The sequence below is a fragment of the Geothrix sp. 21YS21S-4 genome (genome assembly GCF_030845995.1).
Taxonomy (GTDB): Bacteria; Acidobacteriota; Holophagae; order Holophagales; family Holophagaceae; genus Geothrix.
Map to the genome: position 1 here is coordinate 1,115,279 of NZ_CP132719.1, position 20,798 is coordinate 1,136,076.

The following is a 20,798-nucleotide window of genomic DNA, read 5'->3' on the forward strand; positions in this document are numbered from 1 at the left end:
CAACCATGGGCAACCTGGCGACCATCCGCAACGGCGTGAACGTGGAAGAGCTGGAGGCCATGCGGGCGCGGGTCGAGCAGGAGCCCGCGGGCGCGCAGTTCACCTTCCGGTCCCGCGTGAAGTGGATCAACCGGGCCCACTCCCAGAGCGCCTTCGGCTCGGTGTACGGCTGGGGCGAGGAGCACGCCCGGCCGGTTCCCCTATTTCTGGAAGGGGATGAACCCGCGGTGCTGCTGGGCACGGACCTCGCGCCGACGCCCCGGGAAGCGGCCCTCCACGCCCTGGGAGCCTGCCTCAGCGCCACCTACGCCTATGCCGCCGCGGCCATGGGAATCGACATCGCCAGCCTCGGGTTCGACCTGGAGACGGACGCCGATCTGCGGGGGTTCTTCGAGACGGACCCTTCCGTCGGGCCCGGCCTTTCCCAGATCCGGATCAAGGTGAACCTCGCGTGCAGCGGGACGCCGGAAGAGGTGGAGGAACTCCACGCGCGGGCCGCCCGGACTTCGCCGCTTCTCGACGCGTTCCGGAATCCGGTGGACGTGCGCATCGAAACGTAGCGGAGAGGCGGAGCGACCGCCTGCGGCGAATTAAAGACCCACGCGTGATTTGAATCACAGATGCTGGTGTACAAGGGGTTCCTGGTGGGACATTGGAGTCCATCCGACCGGTCGCCTTCGTGCGCCGATCTGTCCTGTCCGGAAGTTCTGCCGGGATCTCCCGCACATTTTGGACGCGAGCCGAATGATGTTGCCTCCGCCCCCAGGGCCCTTTCTCCAGAAGACGGTGCAGCGGGTGGTGGTGGCCTTGGCGACCTGCGCCCTCGCGCTGGTGGTGCTGGGGATCGCCGGCAGGCTTTTGGGCGTGGACGTGCTGTTGACCTTCGGATCGGGCCAGGCCCTCCGGCCGCCCGTGGGCCTGGGGCTGATGGGCCTCCTGGCGGTGGCGATTCTCCTGGCTGAGGGACGCCCCCGCTCGGCGCCCCTCCGGCGGCTTGCCGCGGGGATGGCGGTAGGGGCGGGGATCGCGGGCGCGGTCCTTCCGCTGGGCGGCTGGAGTTCCGGGACCATGGCCGTGGCGGTGGTGGGCATCGCCCTTTCCGCCCTTCTGCGGTGGCTCTCGCCCGCGCCGTCCCGGGGCGCGCGGCAGGCCGCGGCGGTGGGCGTGCATGTGCCGCTGGTGATCGGGACGGTGGTGGTGGTCAGCCATGCGGCGGGGGCGCCGTCCCTGTACGAGGCCTCGGCCCTGCCGATGTTCCTGCCCTCCGCGCTGTGCGCGGTGCTGCTGGGCCTGGCGCTCCTACTGGCGGGGGGAAGCGACATCTGGCCGCTGGCCGCGTTCCAGCTTCTCTCGACCCGAAAGGACGGCCCCAACGGGGATTCCGGTCGCTGGCCGGGGGCGGGCCCGCTGGCGCTTTTCCTGACGACGGGCGCGGTGATTCTGATCGTCGGGTCGCTCCATCTCCGAAGCCAGCTGCGGAGCGCGCGGCAACAGGCGCAGGAGGAGTTGGCGGCCATCGCCGGCCTCAAGGCGCGGCAGGCCGAGGCCTGGTACGGCGAGCGACACTCCGACGCCGACCAGATGCGCAGCCGCGTCTACCTCCACGCGAGGCTCCGCGATTTCCTCTCGGGCGCTTCGCGGATTCCCGCGGCGGAGGTCGAGGCCTCGCTGAAGGAGCTGCGCCGGGACGTGTATCAGCACGCGGCGCTCGTGGATGGGAACGGCCGCGTCCGGTTGGCGGTTCCCGCGGAGGCGGGCGCCGACGAAGTTCTCGCTGAGCCGGCGGACGGCCGCCTGCGCTTGCGGATTCCCCTGGGATCCGGGGAATCGGGCTGGCTGGTTCTGACGGCGGACATCCGGTCCGCGCTGGGGTCGGGAATCGAGTCCTGGCGGGCCGGCGCGCCCATCGAGACGCTGATGATCCCTCCCGGCGGAGTGCCGGGGCTGGTGCTGAATCCGGCCAAGGAAGAGGCGGACCTGGCGACGGGCCGGGACGGGCGCGGGGTGCCCGTGCTGGCTGTGCTGCGGGACGTGCCGGGGACGCCCTGGCGAGTGGCGGCCAAGGTGGATGCCGCCGGCGTGTACGGCCCGATGCGCCAGCGCGTCTGGGTCACGGGGGCCGGCCTGATGGCGCTCCTGGCGCTGGCCGCCGCGGTGGTGGGCCTGATGGTGCGCCACCGCGAGGCGGGCATGGTCCACGCCCAGCTGGTCCTGTCGCAGCGGTTCGAGTGGCTGATGCGCGAAGCCAACGACATCATCCTGCTCCTGGACGAGGAGGGCCGCATCCGCGAGGCGAACCAGCGCGCGGTGGAGAGCTACGGCTACACGGCGGAAGAACTGAGGGGCAGGTCCATTTCCATGCTGCGCCTGTCCGAAGCGGCCCCGCTCGTGCAGGAACAGCTCGCCCGGCTGCGCGTCGTCGGCGCCCTGAGGTTCGAGACCCGCCACCGCCGCCGGGACGGATCGACCTTTCCGGTGGAGGTCAGCTCGCGGCTGGTCCGGCTGGACGGCGAACGGGGCGTGATCAGCTTCATGCGCGACATCTCCGAGCGGGAGGCGCGCCAGCACGAGATCCAGCGGATGACGCAGCTCTATGCCGCGCTCAGCCAGGTCAACCAGGCCATCGTCTGGTCCGCCACGCGCGAGACGCTGTTCGCCAAGATCTGCGGCGCCATGGTGGTCTTCGGCAAGTTCTCCATGGCCTGGATCGGCTGGGAGGATCCCGCCACCCACCGCGTGGAGGTGGTGGGGCGCCACGGCGACACCACGGGCCTCCTGGATCGCGTGGTGGTCCGGGCCGACCAGTCCTCCGAGGGCCAGGGCGCCGTGGGCCAGGCCATCCGCCTAGGACGGCCGTGCATCCTGAACGACTTCATCGCCGCCCAGGCTTCTTCCCCATGGCGGGAGGAACTGGTGGCCGCGGGCTTCGCCTCCATCGCGGCGTTTCCCATCCGCGAGGGCGGCGAAGTGCGCGGCGCCCTGACCGTCTACGCCCACGAGAAGGATTTCTTCGGGGTGCAGGAAGTGGCTCTGCTGGAAGAGGCGGCCGTCGACATCTCCTTTGCGCTCGATCACCTGGCCGGGGAAGCGCGGCGGCGCGAGGTGGAGCTGGCGCTCCAGGAGAGCGAGCGGTCGCTCCGCGAGGCCCAGCAGGCGGGCGGCGTCGGCACCTACGCCTGGGACATCCGCGCGGATTCCTGGAAGAGCAGTGCTCAACTGGATCGGATCTTCGGCGTGGGTCCCGATCATCCCCGCACCCTGGAGAGCTGGAGGGCGCTGGTGGTGCCGGAAGCCCGGGAGCGGATGGAGCGCTACGTGGCGGGCCTCGTGGCGCGGCACGAAGCCTTCGATCTGGAATACCCCATCATCCGCGTGAGCGACGGCGTCCGCCGGTGGGTCCACGGCCGGGGCGAACTCCACTACGACGAGGAGGGCCACCCCCGGGCCCTGGTGGGCATCATCCAGGACATCACGGACCGCAAGCAGGACGAGGAGGCGCTGCGGAAGGTCACGGTGGCCGTGGAACAGAGCCCGCTCTCCATCGTGATCACCGATCCCGAGGGCCGGATCGAGTACGTGAATCCGGCGTTCACGGCCACCACGCACTACGCCGCGGAGGAGGCCCTCGGGCGCAATCCCCGCATCCTCAAGTCCCCGTCGACGCCGCCCGAGCACTACCGCCCGATGTGGGAGGCCCTGGCCCGGGGCGAAGTGTGGCGGGGGGAATTCGAGAACCTCCGGAAGGGCGGCGAACCCTTCTATGAGCGAGCCATCCTCGCCCCCGTGCGCGATGAGAAGGGCGACCTCACCGGCTACATTGCCATCAAGGAGGACATCACCGGGCTGAAACGCGCCGAGGCCGAGCGGCGGGCCCTGGAAGCGCAGCTCCAGCAGGCCCAAAAGCTGGAGAGCCTGGGCAGCCTCGCGGGCGGCGTGGCCCACGACATGAACAACGTCCTGGGCGCCATCCTTGGGCTGGCCTCCAGCCTGCAGGAGAATCCGGACGACCCGCAGGCCCTGGCGAAGAGCCTGGAGACGATCACCACCGCCTGTCTCCGCGGTCGCGGGGTGGTGAAGAGCCTGCTCTATTTCGCGCGCCAGGATCTCCAGGAGGAGCGTCCCCTCGACCTGAACGCCCTCGTGCGCGAGATGGGCCACCTCCTCAGCCACACCACGCTCAAGCGGATCCACCTCGAAATGGATCTCGCGCCGGACCTCCGGTGGGTGCGCGGGGACGGCGGCGCCCTCAGCCACGCGATCATGAACCTGTGCGTCAACGCCATGGACGCCATGCCCGGCGGCGGCACCCTCGCCATCTCCACCCGCGCGAGCGCCAACGGCGGGGTGGAGCTGCGGGTGAAGGACACCGGCGAAGGCATGTCGCCGGAGGTGCTCGCCAAGGCGATGGAGCCGTTCTTCTCCACCAAGCCGCAGGGGAAGGGGACCGGCCTGGGCCTGGCGATGGTCTACGGCACGATGAAGGCCCATGAAGGCAACCTGGAACTGTCCAGCGTCCTGGGGGCCGGAACCGAGGCGATCCTGCGTTTCCCGCCCTTCCGTGTGGAGTCCGCCATGCTTCCCGAACCGACGCCGCGGCCCGAGCCCGAGGCCCTGCAACCGCTCCGCATCCTCCTGGTGGACGACGACGAACTGATCCGCGATTCCCTGGGGCCCATGCTGGAGATGCTCGACCACGAAGTGACGCTGGCCGCCAGCGCCGAGGAGGCGCTGCAGCTCATGGAGGAGGGACTCGCGCCGGAGCTGGTTCTCCTCGACATGAACATGCCCGGCCTGGGCGGCCCCGAGGCTCTTCCGCGGCTCCGCGCCCTGCGGCCCGGCATTCCCGTGATCCTGTCCACCGGCTACAGCGACCAGGAAATGGCTCCGCTCCTGGCCGCCCACCCCGGCGTCACCAGCATCCGAAAGCCCTTCACGGCGAAGGAGATCCAACAGAAGATCGCGACCCTCGCGATCCAGCCCGCCAAGGACTGAATCCTGCCCCTGTCCCTTCATGCCACTTGCATTCAAAGAATAAGGATCATCGCCAAGACGGCCCACTACCAACAAACGTGCAACCAGGGATCAAGTAGCGAATGCCTCATCCTGAGTGGCCGCCTTGATGGGAAGTCTCGTTTCCATGTCTAGGCCGAAACGCCCGTACGGGGTGACGTGCGCGGTCAGCAGGGGGCTCAGGGCCGCCAGATCCCTGGGCGTCATGCGCCCGAGCAATTTGGGATCCTCCAGCACCTCCTGGATCATGAGCATGTTGATGTAGACGAGGCAGGATTGGAGCAAATGCAGGCAGAGAACGCTCATCTCCTGGTCTTCTTTTCGGTTCGTGGCCAGCTCGCCCTTTTTCCCGAAGAGGATGAAATCATTTGTGCCGTTCCAATTCTCCACCACGTTCAAGCCCTCGTTTACCTCGCGGCGCAGTTCCTCAGAAGCCAGATAGCGACAGAGGAAGATGGTCCTGATGGCCTTCCCTAATTCGGTGAAGGCCTTGTAAGCCGGGTGCTGGACGTTGTGTCGCGTGAACCGCCGCAGAAGACTTTCCGCATCGGCTGTTCCCCGTTACGGAACTCACCAGGTGGGGACGGAGCACCATGGATCTGGTGCAGACCCTTCATGATCTGCAGGCATGGAATGTGTCCCTGATCGCACAGACTGGCCTCCAGTTCGACCTGAGCACACCCCAGGGCAAGCTCATCGCCTCCTTGATGGCAGCCCTCTCTGAATTCGAGCGAGATCTGCTCAGAGAGCGCATCCGTTCCGGATTCGCGGCGGCGAAGGCCAAGGGAAAAACGTTCGGGCGGAAGCCTGGAGAACGACCGAAATCCGACCGCCTCGCCCCCAAAGTGCTGCGTCTCTTGGAACAGGGGAAGTCCTACCGCATGATTGCCAAGGAAGTGGATCTCAGCATCAACACCATCATGGGCATCGCCCATCGGGAGCGTGAACAAGGGCGCATGCTATCAGAGGAAACCCCTCTGAATTAGGCTATCGTTGTTCATTAGAACGTATCGCCCCGCGAGTTCGATGTTACCAACTCATAGGAAAGCCCCCGGCTGTGCCGGGGAGGCAGTAGATGTTTGACATATACAGGAGTCCACCGCAGAAATCTTCATGTGAGCCGCCAAGCACACATGAGGAGAACTGAGATGGACTCAGAAGAAAGTCTAAGCCACTCCAGATGGGAGTGTAAGTACCACGTGGTCTTTGTGCCGAAGTGTCGGAGGAAGACGATCTACGAGAAGTTGAGGCCGCACCTTGGAGAAGTCCTGAAGAAGCTGGCAGAGCAGAAGGAAAGCCGAATCATTGAGGGGCACCTGATGGGTGACCATGTCCATATGCTGATTTCAATTCCACCGAAGTATTCGGTATCGCAGGTGATCGGATTCATCAAGGGGAAGAGCGCCATTCACCTGGCTCGAGTCTACGGAGAGAGGAAGCGGAACTTTGTTGGGCAGCATTTCTGGGCCCGAGGATATTTCGTATCGACCGTGGGGCGCGACGAAGCAACAGTGCGGGAATACATCCGTCGACAAGAAAGGGAGGACCAGCGCTTGGAGCAGATGTTGCCTTGGTAGGGGTGGCCACCATGAGGTGGCACCGATGAAATGGGGCCGCGTTAGCGACCCCTCTTAGCCGCTTTGAGCGGCTCACTTGATAAAGCCCCCGGCTCTGCCGGGGGATATTTACTTGTTTCCCTCTACCGAGACCTCCGCCCGCGATGGGTTCCCTGGGGGCTTCAGCAATTACTAGCATTTATTTGGGGCATCTGTTGGAGTCCATCATGAGGCGCATCTTTAGCCTTCTAGTTATTTTTTTAATATGGGTACCGGCCTCGGCATCTCATGAATTCCTCGTCAAGCCAATGGGTGCAAGCGCAAGCTCCAAGATAGGCGATGACTACAGCGCCGAAAAGGCGATAAATGGCGTCGGCCTAGATTCGGACCTGTTGACCAATATGGACATCCCATCCAAATGGCCATCTCATCATATCGATCAGAGTACAAATTGGATCTCCGGGACGGAGAAATTTGGAACCGGCAAAAGTATCGATTTCGATTTAGGGGCAACCTTTGTTGTTTCAGGCTTCCATGCCTGGAATTACTACAACCCAGGGAATGCAAGTAGTCGTGGCGCCAAATTGGTCGAAATTCAGTATTTAAGCAATCAGTGGGATTGGATCAGCACCCAAGAATCTATGACGCTTGATCAAGCTCCCTCGACTTGGGACGGGTACACAGGTGTTGACTATCGTTTATCTAACCCAATAACCGCCAGAAAAATACGCTTCCTGATCAAGAATAATTGGGGTGATATTGAAAATATTGTCTCCATCGGAGAGGTGCGTTTTTTTGCACAATCTGTCGTTAATTTGGCTCCTAAATTTATAGTGAAGCCTGTAGGTGCCAATGCCAGTTCCCTTTGGTCGACGGTGTACGATTCAACTAACACCATAACCGGTAGGGGATTGTCGGTCGATCTTAAAACTGGCGCAAGCGTCCCCTCTGTTTGGCCCGACCACCAAATCGACCAGGGCACCCATTGGATTTCCGGAACCGAAGAATTTGGGATCGGCAAATCGATCGAGTTCGATCTTGGGGGAAGTTACATACTTTCAAAATTCCATGTTTGGAACTATTGCAACACTTTTAATGCCAGCAACCGTGGTGCAAAGGATGTGACCTTTCAATACCAAGACATCACCGGCATCTGGGTAGATGCAGGTGTATATCAATTTGATATTGGTCCGAACGGATGGGGAGGCAGTTTTGCTGGCTCCGATTACACCCTGCCCTGCGAAATAACTGCACGGAACGTCCGATTCCTGATCCATAGCAATTGGGGTGACCCAGATCACCTCACCTCCATCGGCGAGGTAAGGTTCATCGCTGAGACCTTTCTCGCCAAACCCATGAGTGCCGAGGCTAGCTCATTCTGGAGTCAATCGTTCCTACCTGGAAACGCCATCAACGGTTCCGGTTTGTCCTTCGACTTGACAACTGGCATGACGTCCGGCATTTGGCCCATGCACGGCGCCACCCAGGAAGACCACTGGATATCTGGAACGGAACCGTTCGGTAATGAAAAGTGGATTCAGTTCGATCTTGGGAACACACAGTTCATCACTGGGTTCCATGTTTGGAACTACAACAACACCTCCAATTCCAGCAACCGAGGTGTCAAGAATGTTGTTTTTCAGTATCAAGATGGGACAGGGAACTGGGTCAATGCTGGAACTTTCATCTTTTTAAAGGGAGCTTCTTCTTGGGAGGGGGAAACTGGGGCCAATTACTTCCTGGAGAGCGGAGTAACTGCACGGAAAGTCCGGTTCATCATTTCGAGCAACTGGGGCGACTCATCTAATTTAGTTTCTATTGGGGAGCTTCGTTTTTTCATAGCTCCTCGTGTCGTCAAGTCCAGCGACCTCATGGCGGTAACCCTTCAGCTCCAACCCGGAAGTGCTATGGCTAGCTCCACTTGGTCCCAGCCCTATCTGCCCATCAATGCCATTAACGGCTCCGGGTTATTCGGTAACTTCCCAGTTGGAAACCTGGCAGGAAGTTGGCCAATGCATGGAGCAACACAGGAGGACCATTGGATTTCCGGGACCGAGCCTTTCGGAAACGGCAAGTGGATCCAATTTGATTTCGATAATCCCAGACTCATTTCTGGTTTTCACGCATGGAATTACAATAATACTTCCAATAATAGTAGTCGTGGCGCGAAGGATGTGAGCCTCCAGATTCTAGGCGATTCGGCCGCTTGGTCTTCAACCGATTCATTTCAATTCAAGCAAGGAACTTCCACTTGGGCTGGTGAGCCCGGGTATGACTACATTTTAAACAAGCCTATCCTTGCGCAAAAGTTGCGTTTCCTGGTTTCCAGCAACTGGAGTGACCCAGAAAACCTAGTTTCAATTGGGGAAGTTCGATTCCTAAGTCCGGTGATAAGACAGAAGGAGTTTCAGGTCGGATGGTATGACCAAATCGATTACAACTCCAACTCTCCAGACGAAATGGTTTCTGTTGGGGCAGGAATTTCGCTGATGTATATTTATAATTCCACAAATGAACAAGTTAAGGCCAAGCTTGATCAAGCGGCAAAGTACAACCTAAAAATCATTCTGGAGCTTCCACGACGCTGGATAACCGCAATTTCCAATGGCGATACTCAAGCTGAGGAAAACATAAACAACTTTGTCCGCCAATTCGACAAGCATCCTGCGCTAGCAGGATGGTACACAGCGGATGAACCCTCGGAAGGAGATTATCCAGGATGTAAAAAGGCCTATGAGCTGATCAAGCAGTCGAGCGTTGGCTTCCCATATTCATCAAAGCCCGTATTCATCGTTTTTTGCTTCACAGATAACCTGCCAAACCTGTTTTCAGATAGCTACGACATCGCACTTATCGACAACTACCCTTGCAACCAAGGCGACCCCGAATTCACGCTTACCTACCCAGGCCCATACCGTAACGTCATTAACGCCTTCAGCCAAAAAATGAAAGGAATCGGTAAGCCTTGGTGGGCCGTGTTGCAGGGAGTCGGAAGGGTTCCCAGCGAGCCGACATGGTATTTCCGCCTGCCAACCTTTAATGAGATGCGCTTCATGTTGTACTACGCTATCGACCACGGGGCCACCGGCTGGTTGAGCTGGATGTTCAACGCGTGCAAAGAGAGCCAGGCCAGCGTCGATCCCTTCCCCGGCGATGGTCAGAGGTGGGCTGATGGAGTGTTCAGCTCACTCGCGGAGGAGATAAGTGTTATCAGCACGGCTTTGGCGGTGGGTCCGTTGCCGAACGAGGTAGAGGTAGACAACGTGCCACATATTGATGTCCCAAAAAATTGGCCGATTGTCTGCCATCTTTGGATGGATCCCAATTCCCAGGATCTGTATTTAATTGCGATTAACCAGGTGCAACCCCGGGTGAAGGTTTCGATGAAATTTAAAGTGGACAACCGCTTTGTTATTGCTGCTATACCCCTGTTTGAAAATCGCGGTAGCCTACCAGTTTCTAGCGATGGGTCACTTACTGACGACTTCAGCAGTTGTGGTGTTCATGTCTATAAGCTAATTTGCAGTGAACCGTCGCCAGTCTCCCGGAACTGACATGAAACTGATTGAATGCCCATGAATCTGAAGTCATTCGTTCTGAATTTTCCGATCTGAAGGCTCTCTCGGCACAAGGGATCCTGTCCTTGGCGTTTCAGAAATTTTTCTATAGCCATTTCGAAATCGACCTAATCCATTGAGATCTACTCCCAAGAAGGGAGTGCTGGAGTGGATTACTTGATCCCTGGTTGTAAGTTTGTTGGTAGTGGGCCAAGACGCCAAGAAAGACAGAAAGCGGTGTCTTTATGCAGTTCTTGGTGTCTTGGTGGTGAAAAGAAAAGCTTGGGCTTCAGACGGCCACTGAACTCCACTCAGCCAGGTGGCGGGCGACGTCGGCCAGGGGGACCTGGACCTGGACGGCCCCGCGCGACCAGGCTGCCCGCGGCATTCCGTAGACCACGCAGGTGGCTTCGTCCTGGCCGAGGGTGCGTGCGCCCTTCTGGCGCATCTCCAGGAGGCCGCGGGCGCCGTCGTCGCCCATGCCCGTGAGGATCGCCCCCAGGGCGTGGGGGCCGCAGGCCTCGGCGACGCTCTGGAAAAGGGCGTCCACGGAGGGCAGGTGGCGGGAGATCCGCTCGCCGACCTGGAGGTGGGCAGCGAGGCCCGCCCCCTGCCGGATCACCGTGAGGTGGCAGCCGCTGGGGCCCAGATACACCGTCCCGGACTGGAGGGTCTCGTGGTCCTCGGCAACCTTCACTTTGGCCGCGCAGCTGCGGTCCAGGCGATCGGCGAAGGCGGGCATGAAGCCCGGAAGCATGTGCTGAACGACGACCACGGGCGGAAGGTTCCCGGGGATGGTCTCGAAGACGCGCCGCAGGGCCTCGGTTCCCCCGGTGCTGGCGCCCACGGCGATGAGGGCGCGGCCGCTGCGGGTCTTCCGCACGCTGGAGAGGGGAGCGACCGGTCCCGCGGCGGCGGCCGTCGAGGCCATGAGGGGGCGGACCCTCGCCAGGGACGCGGCGTAGACCGTCTCGGCGATCTCGGTCCCCATGGCCTCCAGCCCCGCGGCCTGGTCCAGCACGGGCTTGCCGATGACGTCCACGGCCCCCAGCGCCAGGGCGTCCAGCGCGGTGGACGTGCCCTGGGCCGTGAGGCTGGACAGCATCACCACGGGCAGGGGATGGGCCTTCATCAGTTTGCCGAGGAAGGTGAGCCCGTCCATGCGTGGCATCTCCACGTCCAGGGTGAGGACGTCGGGATCCAGTTCCTTGATCTTCTCCCGCGCGTCGTAGGGATCGCGGGCGGAGCCCACCACTTCGAGTCCGCCGTGGCGGACGAGGATGGAGGACAGGGTCTGGCGGACCAGCGCGCTGTCGTCCACCACCAGGACGCGGGATTTGACCTTGGCGTTCATGTGGGTAGCTCCGTCCCCCCCTCGGTCCGCGACGAGGCCATGTCGAAGAGGTAGGCGCGCTCGCGGTCGAAGATGGTGTCGTTGTGAAGGCGTTGGATGCGCTTGACGAGAACCTGGCCCGTGTGGGGAAAGAAGTAGATCTTGCGGGGAAGGGTGCCGCCCATGTCCTCGCTCCAGAGGGGGATCCCCTTGTCGCGGAGGAACCCGCGCACGAAGTCGATGTTCTGGCCGCCGATGTCGGGGAGGCCGCGGACCACGCGGCCCCCGCCGAAGGCCTTGGCCACGAGGCGGCTGCGCTCGGCTCCCAGCAGGACCAGGTCGTCGATGAGGTAGTCCATGGCGGCGGCGCCGTAGCGGGCGGAGGAGAACACGTCGGGATCGGGCTCGCCGTCCCCCCGTAGCGGCAGCATGAAGTGGTTCATCCCGCCCACCATGGCGATGGGATCCAGCAGGCAGGCGGTGACGCAGCTCCCCAGGACGGTGACGATCACCTCGTCGTCCACCGTGGCGTAGAACTCGCCGGGCAGGATCTTCATGGCCTGCCGGTTGAAATGGCGGTCCAGGTACTTGGAGGCCCGGCCTTGGACCAGGGGAGCGAGGGAAGACGTCATGCTTTGCCGTCCTTCCGCTGGTAGACGGTCTGGCCCAGCGGATGGAACCCGCTCGCGGCGTCCAGCAGCGCCTCCGAGTGGCCCACGAACAGCAGCCCGTCCCGTTCCAGGCGCTGGTGAAAGCGGGCGAGGAGGTTCCGCTGGGTGGGCTTGTCGAAGTAGATCATCACGTTGCGGCAGAAGATGGCGTGGATGGGGCCGCTGCCCAGCGGCCAGCGGGGGTCCAGGAGGTTGAGGCGCTCGAAGGTGATCAGCCCGCGGAGCTCCGGCCGGATCCGCACCTGGCCCTCCTGCCGGCCCGTGCCGCGGAGGAAGCCGAAGTGCTTCCACGGCTCGGCGACGTTCTCCAGGCGGGCGAGGGGGTACACGCCCCGGGCCGCCGTCTCCAGGACGGACGTGTCCAGGTCCGTGGCCACGATCTCGATGCGGCACATCCCCCCGAAGGCCTTGTGCAGCGTCATGGCGAGGGTGTAGGGCTCCTCGCCCGTGGAGCAGCCGGCGCTCCATACCCGCACCAGGGGCGGAGGGCCCTGGGCCTCCAGCAGCTCCACCAGCCGCGTGAAGTGGTGGCCCTCGCGGAAGAAGCTGGTGAGGTTGGTGGTGAGGGCGTTGATGAATTCGCCCCACTCCTCGGACGCCGGATCGCTCACTCGCTCCAGGTAGCTCTCGTAGTCCGTCAGGCCGAGCACCCGCAGGCGCTTGGCGAGGCGGGACTGGACCATGGTCAGCTTGTGGGGCGCCAGGGCGATTCCCGAATGGGCGTAGAGCAGGTTGCGGATGGCCTGGAAGGTCCGCGGCGACAGCGGCGTCCGGTCCAGGACCACGCTTTCCCGCGGGAGTTCGTCGGGCCGGTTCATGCTTTCACGGCGGCGGCGCCGGATTCGAGGCGCATGAGGCCCTGCACGTCCAGGATGAGGGCCACGCGCCCATCGCCCAGGATGGTGGCGCCGGAGATCCCCTCCACGCGGTGGTAGTGGGTCTCCAGGCTCTTGATGACCACCTGCTGCTGGCCCAGCAGCTCGTCCACCATCATGGCGGCCCGCCGGCCCTCGGTTTCCACCAGGACCAGCAGCGCGCGATCGCGGCCGCTCTCGCCGGGGGCGGCTTCCAGCAAGCGCTGGAGGCGCACCACGGGAATGAACTCGCCCCGCAGGCTGATCACCTCCCGATCGCCCTTCACCGTGCGCACGTCCTCGGCCCGGCACTGGAAGCTCTCCAGCACCGACGCCAGGGGGAACACGAAGGTCTCCTGGCCCACACGCACCGTCAGGCCGTCGAGGATGGCCAGGGTGAGCGGCAGCACCAGGCGGATGGTGGTGCCGCGGTTCACCCCGCTCTCCACTTCGATGCGGCCCCCCAGGGCGCGCACGTTCTGGCGGACCACGTCCATCCCCACGCCGCGGCCGGACAGGTCCGAGACCTGATCCTTGGTGGAGAAGCCGGGCTCGAAGATCAGCAGGTTCAGCTCGTCGTCCGAGGGCCGGGCGCCGGGCGCGACGAGGCCCCGCTCCACGGCCTTCCGCAGGATGCGCTCGGGATCCAGTCCCTGGCCGTCGTCCTTCACTTCGATGTGGATGTGGCCGCCGCGGCTGGACGCGCGGAGCAGGATGGTCCCGCCGGCGGGCTTGCCCGCGGCGATGCGGGCCTCCGTGGCCTCCATCCCGTGGTCCACCGCGTTCCGGACGAGGTGGGTCAGGGGATCCACCAGCATCTCGATGAAGGTCTTGTCCAGTTCGGTGGCCTGGCCCTCCATCCCCAGTTCCACCTCCTTGCCCAACTGCCGGCCCAGTTCGTGGACCATGCGGGGGAAGCGCGAGAACACCATCTCCACGGGCACCATCCGGATGCCCATCACCCGCTCCTGCAGCTCGCGGGTCTGCCGGTCGAGTTGCAGGAGGGCGGCGTTCATCCGCTCCTCGCTGGCCGGCACGTGCGAGGCCTGGGAAGCCTGGGCCAGCATGGCCTGGGTGATGACCAGTTCGCCCACGAGGTTCACCAGCCGGTCGATCTTCTCGGTGGCCACGCGCACGGTGGAGGCTTCGGCCTGGTGCCGCTTGGACTGCTGGCGGTCCAGAGCCTTGGTGACGGCCTCGGGCTTCACCTTCCCCGCTTCCACGAGGAGTTCGCCGAGGTGCTTCTGGTGCGACAGCGCTTCGCGGATGTCCTTGGGGCTCACGCCCGCTTCCACCTGCAGGATCTCTCCCAGGGGCGGGACGGCGCCTTCGGGGGCCAGGGGCTGGATCTGGAGGTTGTCGCCCTCGGCCACGAACTCGAAGACCTCCTCCACGTCCGCCAGGGGCGCCGAGGTCTCCAGGCGGAGGTCCCAGGCCATGTGGCAATCCTCGGGATCCAGCTGGTCGAAGGGGGGAAGGCGGGAGAGGTCCAGCCACGTCCGGAGATGTCCCAGCTTCCCCAGGTCGCGGAACAGGCGCTCCAGGTTGATGCCGCGGCGGAAGGCGTCCGAAGGGGCCTCGAACCGGATGGCGAAGCCGGTGCCGCTGTGGGCCTTGGCGGCGGCTTGGGCCATGGCTTTGGCGAGGGGCTCCGGCGGCGGCGCGGCCTCCCGGGCCTGGAGCTTCGCCACCAGCGCCTCCTGGGTCCGCACTTCCTTCGCGGGCAGCGGCTCCTCCTGGCGGGCGTGGTGCAGGTGGCTGCGGATGAGGTCCACGCCCTGGAGCAGCAGCTCGCGCAGGTCGGAGGTCATCGCCCGGGTGCCCTTCCGCACCGGCTCCAGGGTGTTCTCCAGCTCATGGGTGAAGGCGGCGACCTCCGGAAACCCGAAGGTCCCGGCGTTCCCCTTGATGGAATGGGCGCCCCGGAACAGCGTGTGCAGATCCTCCACCTCGATGGCGTCGAGATCGAGGGAGAGCAGGGTCGCTTCCATGCCGTCCGCCAGCTCGGCGGCCTCTTCGAAGAAGGCCTCGCGAAATTGCTGCATGGGATCGGACATGGGAACCTCAGATGACCTTGTTCACGACCTCGAGGAGCTTCTCGGGACTGAAGGGCTTGACGATCCACCCCGTGGCGCCGGCCTCTTTCCCCTTCTGCTTGATGTCCCCGCGCGCCTCGGTCGTGAGCACGAGGATGGGCGTGAACCGGAATTCGGGGAGGGCCCGGAGTCGCTGCACCAGCGTGATCCCGTCCATGCGGGGCATGTTCACGTCCGTGATGACCAGGGACAGCTGCTTGCCCTGGGCCACCTCCAGCGCCTCCACGCCGTCGGAAGCCTCCAGGACGTCAAAGTTCGCCCCTTTCAGGGTGAAGGTGATCATCTGCCGCATCGTGCTCGAATCGTCCACGGTGAGAATGCATTTGCCCATCGGATCAAGCCCCTAGAAGAGATCGACATCGCCCGCGACGAGATCGCCGCGCTTCACTGCCTTGAACTGCACCCGGGCGGCTTCCACCTGGCCCAGGACTTCGTGGAGCGAGGCGATGGCCTCCACCCCGTCGGCGCCCGCGGCCAGCCGGGCCTCGAAGGCCCGCCACGCGCCCGCCTGTTCCAGCAGGTTTTGCAGCTCCTGGAGGCAGGCCATCAGGGTCTGATGGACCAGGTCCTCGAACTGGAGGCTGCGCACCACGTGGCTCACCTGCTGGGCGATGCCGCCGGCGTTGGCTTCCAGCTGGCCCACCAGCTCCTGCGCCTTGGCGTTGTTCGTCTCCAGGGTGCGGATCACCACTTCGGACTCGTCCTTGGACCGCAGGGCCACCCCCACGTCCTTGCTGACGATGGACTGGACCAGGGCATCCGTCCGCTCCAGGGCCTGGCGGGTGCCGCTGATCTGCTCGTGGATGATGGAGCTGAGCGCCGTGCTGCGGTCCGCCAGTTTGGACACTTCGCCCGCCACGATGGCGAACCCGGCGCCGAACTGGCGGGCGTGGGCGGCCTCGATGGTGGCGTTGAGGGACAAAAGATGGGTGCGCCCGGCGATCTCCGACAGCTCGCCCAGCATGTCCTCCATGTGGGCCGCGCGGTCGCGGATGTCCTCGATCTCCGCGGCGAAGCGCGTGGACGACTCGGAAATGTCGAGCATGTGCTTCACGAAGGTGTCGAGGGTCCCCACGATCGCGGTCCCGAACCCGCCGCCCGCCTGATCCGCGGACGCGCCTTCGGAGCCCGTCCCCATGCACTCCAGGACGGCTTCGGCCAGCCGGTGCTGCTGGTCCACGCCCTGGTCGAGGCTTTTAAGCGCGGCTTCCACGGTGGAGGCGGCCTCCCGCACGAGGTTGTCGGCCTGGGTCAGCTCGTTGCTCAGGAAGTCCACCTGGCCCTCCAGCATCGCGGCCTCGCGACCGGCCAGCTGTTGGAGCGCGGCCGTCATCCCGGCATCGCCGGAAGCGGCCTCCGGCGGTGCCGCCGGCGCGGACAGCGCCTGCGGAGGCGCGTCGGGGGTGCCGGACCACCACTTCATGAGGAAGCTCCTTCCAGGAGATCCGCCAAGCCCAGCAGGGTGAGACGGCTCCGCCATTCCTCCTTGAGGCCCGTCAGGACCAGTCGATGGCCCTTGGTGTGCAGGGTCTGGGCTGCGGCGGCCAGGAGCTGGAACCCGGACAGGTCGATGTCCCCGAGGCCGGAGAGATCCAGGGGAAGCGGCTGCTCCTCGGAGGCGGTCCAGGGCGCGAGCCACTCCCACTGGTCCTGGATGGCGAAGATGTCCAGGTCCCCTTCCAGGAGAAGGGGGCCGGCGGCGGAATCGGAGTCGGGGGGCGGGAAGGAGTCGGCCATGGCGGATCAGGAGGAGGCGTCGAGGGCGAACAGCTCGCCGTCCGACAGCAGGCGGTCGAGGTCGAGGAGGATCAGCATGGCGTCCGCCCCCGTGGCGCCCGGAAGCGAGGCCAGGCCCGCGATGAACTCCCGGCCCAGGGCCGTCTGGGCGCCGAGTTCGGGGGCGGGGCGGATGGCGGACGGATCGAGGTCCAGCACGTCGGAGACCGCATCCACCCGGATCCCCAGGGTGCGCCCCTGGACTTCGACGATGACGATGACTGGCCGGGCGTCCGGAGGGGCCTCGCCCAGGGCGAAGCGGCGCCTCAACTCCAGGATGGGGACGATGGCCCCGCGGAGGTTGATCACCCCGGGCATGTACTCGGGAGCCTCGGGGATGCGCGTGATGGCGGCCTGGGCCTGGATCTCGCGGACCTTGAGGATGGGTAGGGCGTAGGCCTCGCCCGCCAGGACGAAGCACAGGACCTGCTGGGTTCCGTGGAAGCTGCTGTCGGCGGCGGCCATGGGCGACTCCTCAGAAGGCTTCCCACTGGCCGTCGTCGTCGTCCTTGGGCGTGGGCAGGGGCTGTTTCGAGGCGCCGAGTTCGGGGCGGGCGGGGGTCCGCTTCGCCCCGAGGGAGGGCTTGGCCGCGGAACGGGGCGCGGCGGCATGGTGGGGGGCGAGGGGCCGGGCGCGGCTGGCTTCGGGCCGCCGCACTTCCAGACCCGTCTTGAAGCGGGCCACGACCTCCGTCAGCGCGTGGGCCTGGGCGTCCAGGGACTCGGCGGCCGCGGCGGATTCCTCCACCAGGGCCGCATTCTGCTGGGTGACCTCGTCCATCTGGACCACGGCCTTGTTGATCTCGTTCAATCCCGCGCTCTGCTCCTGCGTGGCCGCCGCGATCTCGCCCACCAGGCTGGTCACGCGCTGGACGTTGGCCACCACCTCGCGGATGGTGTCGCCGGCGTGGGCGGCCACCTTGGTGCCGTCCTGGGATTTGGACACGCTGTCCCGGATCAGGCCCTTGATCTCCTTGGCCGCGTCGGCGCTGCGCTTGGCGAGGTTCCGGACTTCCGCCGCCACCACCGCGAACCCGCGTCCCTGCTCGCCGGCCCGGGCGGCTTCCACCGCCGCATTCAGGGCGAGGAGGTTGGTCTGGAAGGCGATCTCGTCCACCACGCCGATGATCTCGTTGATCTTGGCGGAACTCTGGTTGATGGCCTCCATGGCCTCGATGACCTGGCCCACGGCGGTGCCGCCGTCCTGGGCCACCTGGCGGGCCTTGCCGGACTCCTGGTTGGCGGAGCGGGCGTTGTCCGCCGTCTGGTTCACGTTGCTGGTGATCTGCTCCATGCTGCTGGCGGTCTCTTCGAGGCTGGCGGCCTGTTCTTCCGTGCGGCGGCTCAGGTCGGTGTTGCCCACGGAGATCTCGCCCGAGGCGGTGGAGATGGCCAGAGCGCTTTCCTGGATCTGCAGGACCATCTCCCGCAGGCCCTCGTTGGTGGTGTTGAGGATCCGCCCCAGTTCGCCCAGTTCGTCCGTGGAGTCGATCTCCACGCGCTGGGTGAGGTCGCCCTGGGCCACCGTCTCGATCACCGCGCCCACGGCCTGCAGGGGCCGGGTGATCCCGCGGGTGATGGTGAAGGCCAAAAGCCCGCCCAGGACCAGCGCGAGGCCCGAGCAGATGGTGACGATCACCACCGCCTGGTTATGGCTGGCCATGGCGGCGTCATAACGCTTGGTGATGGCTGCGTTGAAGAAGTGGACAGCGTTGGCGACGTCGGCTTCCAGGGCCCGATCCGCCCCCCGCACTTCCTCGAAGAGGAAACGGACCGCGTCCTTGTCCCGGCCGCCCAGAGAGGCTTCCAGGGTCTTCTGATTGGCCTGGCGGACCTTGAAGTGGCTTTCCTGGACCTTGGCGAAAAGGGCCTTGGACTCGGCGCTCCACAGGCTCTCTTCCAGGCGCTTGGAGGCGGCCTCGTAGGTGTCCCGGGCCTTGCTGATGCGCTCGAAATTGTCCTTCCGGTCCGGGATGTTGTCCATGAGGAGGGTGGTCCGGAGCATGCGGGCCACGAGGGCGCTCTGCTCCGACATCGTGTTGATGTCCTCCAGCTGCTTGTTGTAGTGCGTGACGATGTCGCTCGTGTTGCTCGCGATGACGCTCATCCGGTTCATCCCCACGCCGGCCACCAGCAGCAGCAGCAGCAGGATGAGGGAAAAGGCCAGGGTGAGGCGGGTACCGATTTTCAGGTTGCCGAGCATGCGGGCTCCTCTCGGGAGGGGGCGGGGGATGGGCGGGGCGGCCTCAAGAAAAAAGATGGACGAAAATAAGCGCGACCGATTTTTCTACTTGGATGAGCCAATCGGCAAAGGGAGATCTGCTATTGAATAATTCAACTCGATGGGGCTCATCGGCGTACAAAAGAAGGTTCTGAGTTATAGATCATCGATATGTGATATCCATCACAATTATATGATTCTCTTTGACCTGATTGATTTGTATTTGAAATTAAGAGGCTTTAATATCCAAAAATAATCGATATTTTGCTATCCCAGGCCGGACGAAGAATGTGGCCGTTTTTTGCCAAACAAAAAGGGCCGGACGAGGCCGGCCCTTTTCTGAGTGGAAGTCCCTTTTAGATTCGGTCGAGGCCTTCCTTGCCCTGCATCACGTTCCAGGGGAGGAGGTCGTAGTTGGCCAGGCCCTGCTGATAGAAGGGATCGCCGTTGCGGAGGGCGTCCAGGTCGGCGAGGGGGGTTTCGTCGGAGACGCGCACCAGCCACATCCCGCCGAAGCGCGGGTCCAGCGGGCCCGAGGCGACGACCACGCCCTTCTCCTGCAGGTCGCGGAGGTAGACGCGGTGGGCGTCGGTCACGGCCTCGATCTCGGAGATGGGGCGGCGGTAGCGGACGAGGACGAGCGCGTACATGAGGGGTTCCTTTGAAGACCCTCTAGTCTCTCACGATGCGGGTCCCCACGGTGCCCGGATCCTCGGTGGCCAGGGCCTCCGCGGTGGTGATCAGCACCTCGCGCCCGCCCCCCTCCAGATAGGCCAGGGCGCTCTCGATCTTGGGCCCCATGCTGCCGGGGGGGAACTGCCCCTCGGCCAGGTGCCGCCGGGCCTCGCTGGCGGTGAGGCGATCCACCCAGCGCTGGGTGGGCTTCCCGAAATCGAGGGCCACCTTGGCCACGCCCGTGAGGATGATGAACAGCTCCGCCTGGAGCTGGGCCGCCAGCAGGGCGCTGAGCCGGTCCTTGTCGATGACCGCTTCCACCCCCACCAGGAATCCGCTGGCGTCCCGGATCACGGGGATGCCGCCTCCGCCGCCGGCGATGACGGAACTGCCGGACTCGAGGAGCGTCTTGATGGCGCCGAGCTGGACGATCTCCAGCGGGCGGGGCGAGGGCACCACCTTCCGCCAGCCCCGGCCAGAATCCTCCTTCATCTTCCAGCGCTTGGACCGCATCAGCTCCAGGGCGCGGAACTCCGGATAGAACGGGCCCACGGGCTTGGTCGGGTCCTGGAAGCCGCGGTCCTCCTTGTCCACCACCACTTCGGTCAGGACCGAGGTCACCGGCGCGTTCAGCTTCAGGAAGCGCAGGCGGTTGATCAGCATCCGCTCCAGCATGTAGCCCATGGAGCCCTGGGTCATGGCCCCGCAGATGTCCAGGGTGTAGGGCGGGATCTGGCCCGAGCCGGCCTCCTGCTGGATCAGCAGGTTGCCCACCTGGGGGCCGTTCCCATGCACCACGCACAGGGCGTAGCCCTCCGCCACCACCCGGGCCAGCATCTCCGCCGTTTCCCGGGCGTTCTCCAGCTGCTCCTCCTGGAGCCCGCGTTCCTTCTCCTTAAGGAGAGCGTTGCCGCCGATGGCCAGGAGCGCGATTTTTCGGGTCATGCGGAACCCCGGGAAAGCGGGATTCTAGCAAGGCGGCCGGATGCCGGCCATCACGGCGACGGGGATACCGAGTCAATCCTTGACGAAGCGGAAAGGATTTCCTC

Annotated in this window: 15 protein-coding genes and 2 pseudogenes; 5 read left to right on the forward strand and 12 right to left on the reverse strand. The window is 64.3% G+C overall.

What is annotated here, in order from left to right:
* Positions 1–5 precede the first annotated feature (5 nt).
* Together RAH39_RS05020 and RAH39_RS05025 are read left to right on the forward strand one after the other, a co-directional pair.
* Entirely contained in the window at positions 6–560 is a 555-nt protein-coding gene (locus RAH39_RS05020; protein ID WP_306591712.1) for an OsmC family protein, read from the forward strand.
* Positions 561–747: 187 nt separating this feature from the next.
* Complete coding sequence (locus tag RAH39_RS05025; RefSeq protein ID WP_306591713.1) at positions 748–4,992, forward strand: PAS domain S-box protein; 4,245 nt, start codon at positions 748–750, stop codon at positions 4,990–4,992.
* Between the two features lie 90 nt (positions 4,993–5,082).
* Here RAH39_RS05025 and RAH39_RS05030 read toward each other — a convergent pair.
* Positions 5,083–5,568: pseudogene (locus RAH39_RS05030) on the reverse strand (Tn3 family transposase); the annotation flags it as partial.
* 2 nt (positions 5,569–5,570) lie between these two features.
* Between RAH39_RS05030 and RAH39_RS05035 the strand changes: the two are divergent.
* The 3 genes and pseudogenes from RAH39_RS05035 to RAH39_RS05045 form a co-directional block, all read left to right on the forward strand.
* A pseudogene (locus RAH39_RS05035) lies at positions 5,571–5,996 on the forward strand (recombinase family protein); the annotation flags it as partial.
* A gap of 162 nt (positions 5,997–6,158) precedes the next feature.
* On the forward strand, positions 6,159–6,587 hold the full coding sequence (gene tnpA, locus RAH39_RS05040) for an IS200/IS605 family transposase (protein ID WP_306592105.1): 429 nt from the start codon (positions 6,159–6,161) through the stop codon (positions 6,585–6,587).
* Positions 6,588–6,793: 206 nt separating this feature from the next.
* Complete coding sequence (locus tag RAH39_RS05045; protein ID WP_306591714.1) at positions 6,794–10,120, forward strand: discoidin domain-containing protein; 3,327 nt, start codon at positions 6,794–6,796, stop codon at positions 10,118–10,120.
* Positions 10,121–10,412: 292 nt separating this feature from the next.
* Here the strand turns inward: RAH39_RS05045 and RAH39_RS05050 are convergent, their stop codons facing one another.
* The 11 genes from RAH39_RS05050 to RAH39_RS05100 form a co-directional block, all read right to left on the reverse strand.
* A complete protein-coding gene (locus tag RAH39_RS05050; protein WP_306591715.1) occupies positions 10,413–11,477 on the reverse strand; it encodes a protein-glutamate methylesterase/protein-glutamine glutaminase in 1,065 nt (354 codons plus the stop codon).
* The gene (gene cheD, locus RAH39_RS05055) at positions 11,474–12,088 is read right to left on the reverse strand and encodes a chemoreceptor glutamine deamidase CheD (protein WP_306591716.1); all 615 of its coding nucleotides are present in this window, start codon (positions 12,086–12,088) and stop codon (positions 11,474–11,476) included. The genes RAH39_RS05050 and cheD overlap by 4 nt, the downstream gene beginning before the upstream one ends.
* Positions 12,085–12,945, reverse strand: a complete 861-nt coding sequence (locus RAH39_RS05060) for a CheR family methyltransferase (protein ID WP_306591717.1) — start codon at positions 12,943–12,945, stop codon at positions 12,085–12,087. The genes cheD and RAH39_RS05060 overlap by 4 nt, the downstream gene beginning before the upstream one ends.
* Positions 12,942–15,038, reverse strand: a complete 2,097-nt coding sequence (locus RAH39_RS05065) for a chemotaxis protein CheA (protein ID WP_306591718.1) — start codon at positions 15,036–15,038, stop codon at positions 12,942–12,944. Before RAH39_RS05065 ends, RAH39_RS05060 begins: the two co-directional genes overlap by 4 nt.
* 7 nt (positions 15,039–15,045) lie before the next feature.
* A complete protein-coding gene (locus tag RAH39_RS05070; protein WP_306591719.1) occupies positions 15,046–15,408 on the reverse strand; it encodes a response regulator in 363 nt (120 codons plus the stop codon).
* Between the two features lie 12 nt (positions 15,409–15,420).
* Complete coding sequence (locus tag RAH39_RS05075; RefSeq protein WP_306591720.1) at positions 15,421–16,500, reverse strand: methyl-accepting chemotaxis protein; 1,080 nt, start codon at positions 16,498–16,500, stop codon at positions 15,421–15,423.
* Complete coding sequence (locus tag RAH39_RS05080; protein WP_306591721.1) at positions 16,497–16,814, reverse strand: STAS domain-containing protein; 318 nt, start codon at positions 16,812–16,814, stop codon at positions 16,497–16,499. The genes RAH39_RS05075 and RAH39_RS05080 overlap by 4 nt, the downstream gene beginning before the upstream one ends.
* A gap of 6 nt (positions 16,815–16,820) precedes the next feature.
* The gene (locus tag RAH39_RS05085; protein ID WP_306591722.1) at positions 16,821–17,318 is read right to left on the reverse strand and encodes a chemotaxis protein CheW; all 498 of its coding nucleotides are present in this window, start codon (positions 17,316–17,318) and stop codon (positions 16,821–16,823) included.
* 10 nt (positions 17,319–17,328) lie between these two features.
* Entirely contained in the window at positions 17,329–19,056 is a 1,728-nt protein-coding gene (locus RAH39_RS05090; protein ID WP_306591723.1) for a methyl-accepting chemotaxis protein, read from the reverse strand.
* 374 nt (positions 19,057–19,430) lie between these two features.
* Complete coding sequence (locus RAH39_RS05095) at positions 19,431–19,724, reverse strand: YciI family protein (RefSeq protein WP_306591724.1); 294 nt, start codon at positions 19,722–19,724, stop codon at positions 19,431–19,433.
* Between the two features lie 22 nt (positions 19,725–19,746).
* Positions 19,747–20,694 carry a carbamate kinase gene (locus tag RAH39_RS05100; protein ID WP_306591725.1) on the reverse strand — a complete coding sequence of 316 codons (948 nt, stop codon included), beginning with the start codon at positions 20,692–20,694 and terminating at the stop codon, positions 19,747–19,749.
* Positions 20,695–20,798: the final 104 nt, after the last annotated feature.